Annotated in this window: 10 protein-coding genes; 9 read left to right on the forward strand and 1 reads right to left on the reverse strand. The window is 66.4% G+C overall.

Annotated elements, in window-relative coordinates; translation table 11 throughout:
• The first annotated feature begins 50 nt into the window (after positions 1 to 50).
• The 6 genes from QXK92_RS21325 to QXK92_RS21350 all read left to right on the forward strand — a co-directional run bounded on the left by QXK92_RS21325 (position 51) and on the right by QXK92_RS21350 (position 8874).
• On the forward strand, positions 51 to 368 hold the full coding sequence (locus QXK92_RS21325) for a WhiB family transcriptional regulator (RefSeq protein WP_055577762.1): 318 nt from the start codon (positions 51 to 53) through the stop codon (positions 366 to 368).
• A gap of 72 nt (positions 369 to 440) precedes the next feature.
• Positions 441 to 968: a YbaB/EbfC family nucleoid-associated protein gene (locus QXK92_RS21330; RefSeq protein ID WP_306244973.1), complete on the forward strand. Its 528-nt coding sequence runs from the start codon at positions 441 to 443 to the stop codon at positions 966 to 968.
• A gap of 54 nt (positions 969 to 1022) precedes the next feature.
• Complete coding sequence (locus QXK92_RS21335) at positions 1023 to 1316, forward strand: hypothetical protein (protein WP_306244975.1); 294 nt, start codon at positions 1023 to 1025, stop codon at positions 1314 to 1316.
• Positions 1317 to 1409: 93 nt separating this feature from the next.
• Positions 1410 to 6803: a toxin glutamine deamidase domain-containing protein gene (locus tag QXK92_RS21340; protein WP_306244977.1), complete on the forward strand. Its 5394-nt coding sequence runs from the start codon at positions 1410 to 1412 to the stop codon at positions 6801 to 6803.
• Complete coding sequence (locus tag QXK92_RS21345; protein WP_306244980.1) at positions 6803 to 8551, forward strand: Imm61 family immunity protein; 1749 nt, start codon at positions 6803 to 6805, stop codon at positions 8549 to 8551. Before QXK92_RS21340 ends, QXK92_RS21345 begins: the two co-directional genes overlap by 1 nt.
• Positions 8548 to 8874 carry a hypothetical protein gene (locus QXK92_RS21350; RefSeq protein ID WP_306244982.1) on the forward strand — a complete coding sequence of 109 codons (327 nt, stop codon included), beginning with the start codon at positions 8548 to 8550 and terminating at the stop codon, positions 8872 to 8874. Before QXK92_RS21345 ends, QXK92_RS21350 begins: the two co-directional genes overlap by 4 nt.
• A 15-nt stretch (positions 8875 to 8889) precedes the next feature.
• Here the strand turns inward: QXK92_RS21350 and QXK92_RS21355 are convergent, their stop codons facing one another.
• Positions 8890 to 10323 (reverse strand): hypothetical protein, encoded by a 1434-nt coding sequence (locus QXK92_RS21355; RefSeq protein WP_306244985.1) that lies wholly within the window; start codon positions 10321 to 10323, stop codon positions 8890 to 8892.
• A 287-nt stretch (positions 10324 to 10610) separates the two neighbouring features.
• Between QXK92_RS21355 and QXK92_RS21360 the strand changes: the two genes are divergently transcribed.
• The 3 genes from QXK92_RS21360 to QXK92_RS21370 are packed head-to-tail and all read left to right on the forward strand — an operon-like array spanning position 10611 to position 13357.
• On the forward strand, positions 10611 to 10970 hold the full coding sequence (locus QXK92_RS21360) for a hypothetical protein (RefSeq protein ID WP_306244987.1): 360 nt from the start codon (positions 10611 to 10613) through the stop codon (positions 10968 to 10970).
• 27 nt (positions 10971 to 10997) lie between these two features.
• Positions 10998 to 12548: a hypothetical protein gene (locus QXK92_RS21365; protein ID WP_306244989.1), complete on the forward strand. Its 1551-nt coding sequence runs from the start codon at positions 10998 to 11000 to the stop codon at positions 12546 to 12548.
• A 38-nt stretch (positions 12549 to 12586) separates the two neighbouring features.
• On the forward strand, positions 12587 to 13357 hold the full coding sequence (locus QXK92_RS21370) for an ESX secretion-associated protein EspG (RefSeq protein ID WP_306244990.1): 771 nt from the start codon (positions 12587 to 12589) through the stop codon (positions 13355 to 13357).
• The last annotated feature ends 4 nt before the right edge of the window (positions 13358 to 13361 follow it).

The raw sequence follows: 13361 nt of genomic DNA on the forward strand, positions 1-13361 counted from the left end.
TTATGTCGTGGCATCGACGGCGCTCGCGCGCCCGAACTGGGAGGAAAGCGATGACTGCTGCGGCAATTCCGTTGTCCACACCGCTCAACGAGTACGTCCCGGCGTGCACCAGTGAGCCCGAGCGGTGGACGACCACTGAACCCGACGAGGATGCCAAGGCGCTCTGCCTGGCGTGCCCGCGACGGTGGCTGTGCGCCAGCGAGGCGTATCAAGTCACCGGCGTCGAGGGTTTGTGGGCGGGAGTCGTGATCCCCGAATCGGGGCGGGCGCGCGACTTTGCGCTGCGCCGGTTGCGGGCCCTGGCGGAACGCGGCGGCTATCACGTCCGCCCGCGCCGGCGCGGGCGCCCCCGCGGTTCGCGCAATTGACACCGGCAGAATTCGTGCGCTTTTGTCCGGCGGCGGCACCGTAAACTAACCGCACAGCCCACGCTGATTGTTATGGGGGAATTCGTGAGCGGTCTCGACGACCTGTTTCGGGGGGTCAAGCCCGACGGACTCGACGTCGAAAGCCTGCTGTCCAATCTGCAACAGTTCACCGGCGCGGCCGCACAATCCGCCCAGCGGATGGCGATCGAAACCGCCGACGGCTGGTCGAAGGACGACCTGGCGCACGTCTGGGTGAATGCGCAGGGTGTCGTCGTTCAGGTCGAGTTCGACGAGCGACTGTTCGGCGGGGCAACCAGCGCCGAGGCAGGTGCCGCCGTCGTGCAGGCCACGCAAGCGGCTGCGGCCGCGATGCGGGCCAGAACCGACGAATACCAGGCTGCACTCTGGCAGCAGGTGGCTCAGTTCGGGGTCCAGCCGATCAATCAGATCGACGAGTTCAAGGCGCTGCAACCGCAGGTGCCGCTGTCGGCGCCGGGCTCGCGGGAACGACGCGCGGTCGCCGACGAACTCCGTCGCCCACCCGGCGAGCGCGAGCCCGAAGCGCAGGACCGGTGGCCGGCCATTCGCGACACGGACTGATTCGGCAGAGCCGGGCGCCGAGCGGGTGAGGAGAGGCCAGGAGAGGCGAGAACGATGGCAGAACAATTCGAATACGACGAGGGCACAGCGCGAGCGGGAATCAAGAAGTTCGACGCACTGGCGAACGAAGTCGGCTCCCTGGTGGACGGTTTGCGCGCAGAACTCGCCGGGGACTCGCCCTGGTCGCAAGACAAAATCGGTTCGAGTTTCGCTGCAAAGTTCGACCCGGATCGGTCGACGGTGATCGGGCACGCCGACGATCTCAAGAAGGCGGTCGGAAGCGTCGCACCCGTACTCACCGAGACCGCCAATGCCATCCTCGCGCAGGACGGCGGCGTCGCCGGCTAGCCGCGCCGCGATTCGCCGGGACGTATTGCCGTGACACGCTGGCAGCCGCCGCCTCGAGTAAGGCTGACGCGACTGCAGGTGGACGCGTGATTCGTGGGTATTGAACTTCCCGGCTGGCTGCGATGGGTCGGCGACATGATCGGCGAGCCTTTTCCCGAGGGAGACGAGACCGCGTGCCGGCGGCAGCGTGATCGGTGGCGCCATTTCGCCGAGCAGTTGGAAGGTCTCAAAGACGAGCTGGATTCCGCGACCCAAACCACGCTGTCCGGATTCACTTCCGGCGAGATTCACAACAAGCTGGACGAACGACTCAGACCGTTCGCGTCGTCAGTCGACCAGATCGCCGGGCAGTTGCGCCAATTGGCGGATGCGGTCGACGGCGTGGCGACCGAGATCGAGTTCGCGAAGGAAATGTTCATCGCGAACCTCGTGGCACTGGCAGCCGCAGTCACGGCGTTGATCGCGACCGCGTGGATCAACTGGACGGCGCCGGCAGAGATCGCCGGGGCGGTGGCACTGGCCGAAGCTGCGATATCTCAGGTCATTCGCGCCGCCGTCTCGAAAGTGGCTTCCGAAGCCGTGGCACGGGTGATCGCCCAGGTTGCGCTGCGCGCGCTCGAGGGCGCGGCCGCAAACGCGCTCATGTCCGGAGCGCTCAACGCCGGCATTCAGGGCCAGCAGGCGCTGCAAGGCAACCGGCACGAGTTCGATTCCCGCTCGTTCTGGGACGACGTGGAATCCGGCGCGATCTCCGGGGCGGTGATGGGCCCGATCCTCAAGGGCGCGCACGATTTCGACGCAGGTTCGGCACTGGGCAACCGTGCCAAGAATTTCGGTGCTTCGTTCGTCGGCAACGCCGGTGGCGCCCTGGCGGCTCAACAGGCCATGACGGGGCATCTCAACCTCGGCGATGCCCTCGGCGCCGGTGCCGTTTTCGGCGCGGTCGACGGCGTGCGCAGTCCGGGTGGGCACGCCGGCGGCGGTCCGGAGACCACCGCCCTGGCAGGCGATCGGACCGGTTCGTTGACAGTGGAACCTCTTCCTGCCGAACAACATTCACAAACGCCACCGGTTGACGCCGGCCCGACCGTCGCCGGCCGCTCCCCCGGGGACGTCGCCACCCCGGCCGGCAATGTCGATGTGCCGCTGAACCTCGAGAGCCGCGGGCACGATGTCGCCACTATGGCACCCGTCGGCATTGCCGGGCCCGACACCGCCACCACACCCCATACCTCCGCGCCACCGACCGGTAGCCACCCCAGCGTCACCGACGCGGCGGGTTCGCCGCCGTCTGCCGCGTCACCTGTCGCGAACGCCCCGGCAGCCGCCCACACCGGCGCACCCCCGGCGAGTCATGCGTCGCCGTCGTCAGGCACTCCGCACGTCCCGTCTGCGCGAGCCGGCGTGGCGGACGCCGCCGCGTCTGCAGCGGGCGCCGACGCGATGCGGGCGTCCCCTGGCACCGAACCGTCGACACATCCGATGCGCGACGCCGAATCTGTTCCGCGAGAAGGCGTCCCACCGCGTGACCCGCCACCCCGAGATATCCCGCCGCCCCGAGATGTCCCGCCGTCCCGCGACCTGCTGACATCGCCACGCGATCCCGCCCCGCCGCCGCATGACGCCCCGCCGCCACGCGAGGTTCAACCCGCCCGCGACACCCGCCGCGACGGGATACCGCAGCGCGAGGACCAGCCCGCCCGCGACGGGCAGCCGTCACGAGACGCCGCACCCGCCCGCGACGCTCAGTCACCGCGAGACGCTCAACCGTCCCGCGACGGCACCGGACGCACCGACCGCCATCCCGAAACCGAACGGGCGGGCGCTACCGAAGCGACCGACCGCGCACGGCCGACCGGCCACGACGGCCGGCCCGGCAGGCACCCACACGCCGAACGCGCCGGCCACCCGGAAGCGTCGTCGACGCATCGCAAAGATACTGCCGGACATGATGATTCGCAACAGCGGTCGAATCCGGACACAGCGCACGACACCGACGCCGCACCGCTCGGCGTCATTTCCCCCGTGTCACCCCAACCGGCACACGGCGCGGAAAAGACCGGCGGCCAGCACGCTTCGCTTCGTGAACCCGCGGGCTCCCGGCGCGACCCCGACGATCCATCCGGTGCCGCGCACGCGCAGGACCACGGACCAACCGACGCCACCGGCTTCGACAACCCAGCGAACCACCGGATCTACGGACCGCACGAACTCCGCCCGGTCGAGGACCCTGCCCATCAGGCAGCGGTTCGCCAGGCATGCGAAGACCCCGCCGGGGGATACACCACTTGGGCCGACCCCCGCACAAATCCGTACGGGAGCCTCGTCAACGACGGTGGACCGAGTGTCCCCGGGCGGAGGAACAACTGCACCGACTGCGCGCTGGCCGCATTGGCATCGTTCTACGGGCACCCGACCGTCTCCGCCCCACGATTCCTCGACAGGTTGCCCGGCGGCAGGATCGACTCCGCGAGCGGCGAGGCCAGCGGATTCTCACGAGCGAAGGCCTGGCTCGGCGAGGGCCTGCGCCCGGCAGACCTGAAACTCTCAGTGCCCGAGCGGTTCGACGCATTACACCAGCAGATCAAGCAGATGGGTCCGGGCGCTTCGGCGCTGGTGATCAACGAGTGGCACGCCATGGACGCCAACGGCAGGCCGATGTTCAACAGATACGGCGCACCGATAACCGACGGCGCTCATGCGACGGTCATCGTCTACCCGCGCGACGCCGCCGGACCCGTGTGGTGGGATCCGCAACGAAGCCTCACATCAGACCATCCGCCGTCATGGTTGGTCGACGATTCGGCTTCACTGTGGTTCACGCCCGTCGCGCCGGATCACTTCGGGCCGATACCACCCCAGCAAGGAGCCCACCATGGTGGAACTGGACACCCAGCAGCAAGCACTGGCCTACCTGGCGCGGATCTTCCCCGGGAGCACTTTCCGGGTGGTCCCGTTCGAGATGGGCTGGGTGGGTTCGCCGATCCTGCCGCAGGAGAACCCCACCGGACCGGCAGTGGGTTCGACGAAACTCGTGATCGATTCGCAGACCGGAGTCGTCACGGAATATCCGAGTTGGTCGACCAACATGGTGGCCGAGGACTACCTGGAAGCCAGCCGCACCGGCCGCCCACCGACGGGGGGCCAGATCTATCCGTACCAGTGGAGGATCGCCATCCGGCGCCTGCGGGAGGACCCCGAGACCATCACGTATCAGATGACCGCGGTGTCTCTGAACGACCCGCCCGAACCCACCCGGGAACACCCGCTGACCATCAACAAACACACGCTCCTGAGCGAGCCCCCGGACACCCTGTCGAACGTGGCGACGTCGCACGCGGAGTGGATGAGCCGGCAGAACCACGGGGTCTGGCCCGCGGAGACCACGACGGAGTTCTGACCGACGGGTCGGTGCCGCATGAACCCGCTGATGCGGCCGACGACATCGAAGCCGGCGATCGCGGGCGTTACGTTGCCTCGCACGCAGATACCGCGCACGCGGCGGAGATCGCGAATCAGGCTCTGTGGAACCGCATTCCGCCGGTCCACCCCAGCGAGATCCAGCATCACCCGACCGACAATGTGTTCGGCGATCAGCGAGCCAGGGACAACGCGACGTGGTGGCGCGAACTCAGCGGCGAGGAACAGCGCGCACTGGTCGACGCCTACCCTCGCGAAATCGGCAACGCCGAAGGGATTCCGGCGTGGGCCAGGACGGCCGCCAGCGAGCACGAACTCACTCGTCTGCAACACCGATTGCAGGCGCGCATGGAATCTGGCGAGCACCTCAGCCGCAGTGAGAAAGCAGAGCTCAAGCGCTACAACGAGATTCGCAGAGCACTTGACGAGGCGCGGGAGCAGGCCGGGCGCCTTGGCGGCGAGGTGCACATTCTGGCCTTCGACCCGCACGCTTTCCACGGTGACGGCCGGATGGTGGTCAGCGTCGGCCACGATCCCTATCGTGCGGAATCGGTGTCCTGGCATGTGCCGGGGCTCGGGAACGACATCGGCAAGCTTGCAGGGAACCTCAGAAACGCACTGAATCATCTGGATTCGATCCAGGCGGCGAAACCAGGCAGCAAGGCTTCCTCCATCGCCTGGATCGGTTACGACGCACCCAGCGGCCGGGCATCTTTCCGTGTCATGTTCCCGGGCCTGGCGCGAGAAGGCGGCGCCATCCTGCAGAACGACATCTCGGCTTTCAACGCCGCGCGTGATGGCGGTGGTGGCAGCCACTTCGCCGACAACCACGTGTTCGGTCATTCCTACGGGTCGACCACCACGAGTCACGCAGGGCACGGCGGCCGGATGGCCGACGACGTCCGCACTGTCACACTGCTCGGTTCACCGGGCGCCGGACCGCTGCGCCACGCAAGCGCGTTCGGGATCGGCGACAATGTGTTCGTCGCGTCGTCCTCGCGTGACCCAGTGACAATGCTCGGGGGACGCACAGCCGGTTCCGCCGGACGATTCTTCGGTATTGGGCTCGGGATGGACCCGGCGATGCGCGGGTTCGGGGCGCACCGCATCAACGCCGAGTTCCCTCGCCATATGGACGATCTGGTTGGCACCGCCGCCACCCACAGCGCGTACTACGCATTCGACCCGCGATCCGGTGTGCGCAGCGAGTCGCTCGCCAATTTCGGCCGTATCGCCGCGGGCGAGTCCGACCAGGTACACACCGAGGCGCACCGCTTCGTCGACGATCGACCCCGGGTGATACCGGGATGGCGCACCCACGAACCGGCCATGAGCCGTCCATTGGAGCATGACACCGGCGACCTCGACTCGTTGCGACGCCAATTCTGGGACCCTCATTGGCTGTCCGGTACCCCGGATCCCGTGCACTCGGCCGAACCGTCGGGTCCCGGGTGGCACCGCGTCGCGGACACCGACAACATCGATCCGCACTACGGTGAACCGCTGCCGCGGCACTGGGATTATCCGGGCAACCCCGTCGACCCGGGCCAAACGACCCCGGCCGTCGCGAGCCTGATCGCCGATCCCACCGCACCGTTTGGCCGCGACCAAGACGGAAATGCCTATACGCAAGCCGAATACGCGGAACGCTTCAACACGCTAGGCCCGAACGGGCAGGAGTGGAACAACTTCCCCGGCAACGACGGCGCCGTGCCGGGGACCAGAATCCGGTACACCGACATCGACCAGTTCTTCGCGGACTACGGCCGCCACTTCGATCGGATCGGCGGAGAAGACGGCAAGTACCTGGGGCTGGCGCCGAACGGTGAGCGGGCAAGTTGGGAAGAGCGGGCGTTGCACGTCAAATCCTTGCGCGATCCGTTGTTTGATTACACCTTGGAGTACCTGCCTCCCGGTTGGGAGATCGAGATATCGGAGATCGCCCCAGGACTCGGACAACCGGGCGGCGGACTGCAGGTCCTCATTTTCGACAGCAACGGCCGCGTCCAGAAGGTTCAGACCCTGACCAACCCCGCCGCCGGACTACTGAAGAGAGGCTGGCTGTGATGGGACACGACATCGAGATCTCCTCCACGTTGCAACGATGGGCGCGGTTGGCCGGTTACACGCTGACGCCGGGACCGGTCACCGACGACGGTCGCGCGATCTTCTACAACAGCGGCGGCGAGGTGCGCTACTTCGTCGGATTACGTTCGGACGGGTGGTTCACCGTCACGGAGTCCGATCGCATGAGCGCGGAGTACTTTGTCCTCGCCGCACGGACATTGGACGTCATCGAGAAGTACTTCTTCGGCGTGTTCGGATCGACATGGAGAGGTATCCGGGGTTTACCCGATGTGCGGTTACCGGCGTCCGCCGACGACATCGGTGACGGGTTCACGCTCGCCGACGTCGAATTCGACGGTCGACAGTGTCGCGGGTTGGTCGATCCCGCGGGCGGTGTGGTCGCCATCAGTTCTGGCGATGCCTTTTCGGGGACATGGGAACTGGCGCCGCTGTGGCTGTATCTGAAGGCCTCTGCCGACGAGATAATGCGGTCCTTCGAAGATCCGGCCGGACGGCCCCTGTTCGCCGAAGACGGCGAGCGGGGGTTCCTGGCAGGGGTTGCCCAGGCATTCGAAGACGCCGGAGGATCCTCTTTGGCAAGCGGATTCACCATCGTCGACGACGCGCCGGGTGACCCGGACGTGGCCCGCCGTGACGAACAGATTCGCGCTCAAGCCTCGACGATGCTGGATCCGGTCGCGCAGGAACTGGCCTACCTGGGCCCGCCGGGCTGGCAGCAATACCGTGCGGCATTCGCGCTGACCGTGCGTGCCGGTGTCGCCCAATTGGAGTTCACCACCCCCGATGGCGTCCAGCCCAGCCGGATACCAGAGCCGATCGTCGAAATGGTGCGTCGCCAAAGGGAATTCACTGCCCGGATGTCGGCGGGGCCATGGTGGCGGTTGATCATGACCGTCACCAGTCAGGGCCGAATGTCGGTGAGCTACGACTACGGTGACGAACCGTTCCCCGCGGACCAGTTGCAGCCCGCGCAGAACTACCGCGACGACATCGCCGCCTTCCCACGGCCCAGGTTGCCCGTATGGCTCGCGGGCTATCTCGCCGGGCCGACCGCGCAGGGACGTACACCGCAACAAGCGGCCGAGGCCGCTGCCGCCGATGAGACCGCCGGGCGAATCGCCACCAAGACCGACGACATCGAACCGTTGCAGGACACCTGGACACGGTGGGCGGTTTTGGCCGCTGTCCATGTCGGGGCGCGCTCTGCCTGGGGACCACGCATCTTCCCCGGCCTGGCCTGGTATGAGTCCGATGCGCGCAGCGGGTCGACGTTGTACGTACTGCCCGGAGACCGTGCGGTGCTTTCCGGTGGACGGTGGGATTCCCGACTGCTGGCCGATGCGTACGAGAACCGTCGACCACTGCCCGATCTTTATGCCGGGGCCCCGGCCTGGGTCAACGACTCGGTGTTGAACACCCGCAACCAGAACGGACTACTCAGCTTCTGCTACTGGCACTTCGACCGGCAGTGGTACCGCGGCGCCGCCGACACCTTCGACGAACTCGACGCCCCGCTGCCCCCGATATGGACCCCGCAAGAAACCGTCATGGCGATGCTCGATTTCACCGGCCCCGATACCCAGAACGCCTGTCACGAACTGTTGCATGCGGCGGCCGGGCACAGCGCCACCCGGCGGCACCTCGCCGCGGTGTTCTCCAATGTCGCCGACGCCGATCTCGATGCAGCATTCAACCAGCTCAGCCTCGCCGGACTCACCACTTCATGAGCCCCGGGCTGGACACCACCTTGACGGTCGTCGGGTTCGTCCTGCTGCTGCCTGGCGTGATCTTCGTCGTCGGCACCGCACCGACGTGGTTCATGTTCGGCGATTCAGCAGATCGGCGATCGCCGCGCACCCACCATAACCTGATCCTCGCGGCGATTGCCCTACCACCGGTCGTGGTCATCGGCCTGTACTTCGCTGCGATCGTATTGGCTTGTCAGGCTTCTGGATTGACGTTCTACTACCCGCTCGTTGCACTTGCGCTCGGCGCCGCGGCCTGGTTCGGCATCATCGGTGGCGTCGGGCAGTGGATCAAAAATCTCTAGCCGGGCGACGCGCGGTCAGGCCGGTGGGCGCAGCCACGTCATGACATTGCTGCCTTTTTCGATCTGCAGGAGCCCGGTTCCGACTTTCCAGATCTGCAGTTTGGCGTCGGCGGGGGTTTGCCACAGGACCTGACACGTGGCGGCGTCGGTGACCTCGAATTGTCCGGAGAGTTCCTCGGTCTCGGTCAGGATGTTCGCGCCGTCGGAGGCGACGTACGTGCCACCACCGGAAGGACCCGTGCCCTTGAGTTGCCAGCCTGTGCAGGTTGGCCCGGGTTGCCCGGTCATCAAATCGAATTGTTGCCAACGCTTTTGACTCGGCTCGCCGATGTTCACGTAGAGCTTGGTGCCGATGGTGCGCAGATCCGGGGCGACCTCCGGGGCGGCGAACTGGCTGAGTTGTCTGCCGTCGGCGGTGTAGACCTGAAAGGTGCCATCGGCTGCGACGATCGGCATGGCCGGGTTGTTCAGCAACTTCACGAACGACGTACCGAATGGGCGATCACTGATGAACGTGCCCTTGGTGTCGTAGAACCGCACGCCGGTGGCCCGGGTGCCAGGGTTCTGGTACGCGTAGGCGAAACCGCCGTTGTACACGACGGCCCGGCTCAAGGCGGCTCCCGCCGGAGGCGCGGGAGTCAGGTCGGTGCCGTCGATGACCGAGAACACCCGGTCGGAATCATTGCCGCCGCCCGTCGAGACGGCGATCGGGGTCGCCGGTATATCGTCGGCCACCTCATTGTCGCCCGGCGACAGGAAGCCGTTTCCGGGGACGAACCACGTGCGTTCGGTGTGCGAACCCATGCCGTAGACACCTTTGCCCCGGACGGTCGAGACCAGGCGACTCTGCCCGACGCTGGTGCCGACCGGATGAGCCTCGGGTTGTCCCGCGTATGCGCTGTAAGCAACATCGGTGGGTCCGGTGAAGGTCAGCTTGCCGTGGTCCAGATCGATCACCCACGCCGTCAGCGGCGGGTCAGCCTTCAGACACACGGCCGTCGTCGGCCCGTTGCCGAAACACGTCACCGCGAACTGGTAGTTCGGTAACTGCACGGGATTGAACAACCGGGCGCCCGTTCGGGTGTCGACGCCGTACACCCAGGCTGCCTGCGGCCGGCACCGACCCGAACAGTGCAGATCCACGAACTGGGACAGGAAGTACGCCTTGTCCCCCGTGCTGGCGAACAGATCGCCCAGCGGCGCATCGGCCGGCAACCCCAGTTCGGCGGCTTTGGACTGCCAGACCGTTGTCAGCGGACGGTTCAACGGGAACCCGATCAGCAGCTCTTTCGGGGTGCCGAGTGGCGGCGCAGACGGCCCGGCCATTGCCTGCCCGCCGTGGCCCTCTCCAGTCCCGGGGCGCCACATCCACCACGCGACCACGACAATCAGCAAGGCCACAACGACGGCGGCGCCAACCCACCACCGACGGCGACGGCGCTGTGCCACCGGACCGCTCGATCCGGATGAGTCGACCCAGCGATACCCTCCCGGCGGTGCACCCGCACCCGACACCCGACACCTCCCGCCCCGTCAACGACACCACGGTCAGGCTAACCACACCACGCCGCCACCCGGCAACGGCTCGGATTTGCCGGTTAATTGCCGTTGGCGATCCCTTAGGCTGAGAAGACCGAGTGCCGGGATCCGCGTACACGTGGCCGCAAACCAGCGGCGGCCAGTTGGTCGGAGGCGCCCAACAGGTCTGAATCAGGCGGTTGGACGAGGGAGGACGTATGGGGCAGGACGATCGCGGTCTTGGAGACCTGACCAGGGAGATGACCAGATTCGGATCGGCCAACGCCGATCAGCTCTACCTGAACGACGCGCTGGTGAACGCATTTCTGGGTGAGGTCGGCAGGGCCAAGGATGACCTGAAGAGTCAGCTTGCCGGAGCCAGCGGCCTGCACGACTGGCTTTCAGCTGCAAGCGTCGGAACGTTCGAGTCGGCTGTGGCGACGCGCGGACATCTTCAGGACGATGTCCGCGAGTTCATCACCGCGCTGCACGAGTTCAACAGATATCTCAACGCGGTCGAGGCCACCACCGATGCTGCCCGCAAGAACTTTCTGGCTCTAGACACACCCGCGGGCTAGCAGGCACGCGACCCGAGCCGCCGATTCATGGCTACCTACGAAGACCTGCTGGCCGCCGTCGACGCGATCCGCAAGGCCTACCCGGACTGGGACCCACGACACGTCCCGCTCCCGGGTACGAATGCAATCGTTGACAATTTCAACGACGCACTGAGCCAGCCTCACGGGCTGCAGCAGGAGGCGCCAAACGAGCTGTTCGCCACGCTTCGACAATTGGCCCCGAGTGGCGCGTTCAGCCCAAGCGGGCAACTCGCCGGCGCACCGAAAGGCGCGCCCAATCTGCCTCCGCCGGGCGCACCCCCGGGGGCGCCTCCAATCATTCCCGGCCCGGCGCCCGGAACACCTGTCGACCGGACCATCAATGCGCCGCAGAATCAACTGGACCAATTCCGGGGAATGCTGGGCCACAAGAACAAAACCGCCGAAGCGGTTCCCTTCGATCCCATCCCGACGTATGTCGACGGTTACAAGGCCGTCCAGGACGTAACCGAACACGGACCCGGAAACACCGGCTGGAATGCGACCATCGACGGTCTGCGCGGGCGCCTGAAAAAGGCGCTCTCCACCATCAACAGTGGAATCGAGGGTCAATTCGGAAACGCACTCCGGGCAAACCTGGAGCGATCATTCGGCGTGCTCGATGATCTGAGCAATCATGCGCGCACCATGGAGACGCTCATCGACGCATTCTTCAACGATCTGCAGACCACCAAGGACAACTTCGCGAGGAACTGGGAGCTGTACAGACAGGCCATCCAGGACCCGCAAGACCCGACCAACAAAGAGACCCTCAATCAGCTGAATGCGTTGGTAGGCCCGATCATGGCTCAGTACCGTCCGCCGATCGACACGATCGCGCAGAGTCATCCCAGCATCACGAGCGCCCTACCCAGCGTGGGCTTACCGGGGTCGGTGGGAAGTGGTGGAGGCGGTGGATCGCCGGGTAGTCCGGGCGGCGGACCGGTCGGACTACCCCGGGGCGGACTCAACACCGGGAGCATGGCAAACCTCGCGACGCCGGACCGGGCGCAGCCCGATCAAGCGAAGGCGGCGTCGCCGCCTCAGATTCCGACAGACGCCGCCAACGGTGCCGCCGACGCCGCCAAACAGGCCGGCGAACAGGCGCAGAAGGCCGCGGGGCAGGGCGCCGACGCGGCCCAGAAGGCGCTGGGTGCGCTCAGCGGCGCCCCCAACGGGGCCGGGCTTCCCGAGGGTGTGCTGGGACTCGGTCCGAAAGGCTTGCAGGGTGCCGCGAAGACGGGCGGCGGAGGGGGTGGGCGCGGTGGTGTCGGGCGGGAACCGGTGGTCGCCAAGACTCCGGCGAAGTTGGCGTCGTCGCCGAATGTTGCGGGCACCCCGACTCCGGCCTCTCGCGCCGGAGTGAGTGGCAGCGGGGCACCCGGAGCGGCCGGTGCCCCGGCGGCAGGTCATCGTGGCGCCGCCGGTGACAAAACACACAAAGCGGGCAAGGCGCTACGGCTGACCAAGAACGGCGAGGAGGTGATCGGTGAAGCCGACGCCGTCAACTCAGTGATCGGCGACGAACCGCGAAAGGTCTCACCCGATCCCGAGACGTAGCGTCAGGAAATCCGCGCCGAAAGGGCATACGCGACGTAATGCAGACGGACACAGTCGATTTGAAGCGGCTCGGCCGCATCGATATTCAAGATCTCGCTATCATCAACGAGTACCTGGGGCGTGAATTCCTGCCCTTCCCGTTGATTCCAACGCTGCCGAACCGCTTCACCTACTTCGACGAGTACGCAGCCCACGCCAGGTCCATTCCGGACCGGTTCAACCACGGGGATCTGGTGGTCTTCAAAAAGTGGTTCGCGAGCCTGGCCGAAGCTGACCTCAGGGTGGAATGTCGCGTGCAGTACTACGCCGCCGATACCCCCGCGCAGCGGATGCTCGCCCACCGGACAGGCCAACTCGGGTTTCTGGCGCTGCAAGGGACAGACGATGTCGTCGATATCTTCACCCTGTCGCCGTACGACCTGGGCCCGGCGATCGCGGGATCGGTGTACATGACCCGACCAGGTGCCCGACCGGCTGTCGTAATTTCCGAATATGTGCCGCAGACATTCCTTGAAGTGGCCGGCGGAAGCCGCGCCGATCAGCCCTGGGCCGCCGCGTCACCAGTCACGGTGTCCAGTGCCGAGGTGAGGGCCTACGCGACGGTGCAAAGTCATCGGCTTCCGGCCCGGGAATGGGGCGTCGACCAAGAGCGAAATGCGGTGGTCTTCGTACGCCTGGTTGACGACGGAGACTACGCCTACGTCCCCGACTACAGCTGCGCCAAGCCGGTGACCCGTCAGGATCTCAGGCAACGGATCGATCAGCTGATCGCCGACGACGTCGCCGTGCTGCGGCAATCGCGGGATTGATGAG

Source organism: Mycobacterium sp. TY815 (assembly GCF_030755135.1).
Lineage (GTDB): Bacteria > Actinomycetota > Actinomycetes > Mycobacteriales > Mycobacteriaceae > Mycobacterium.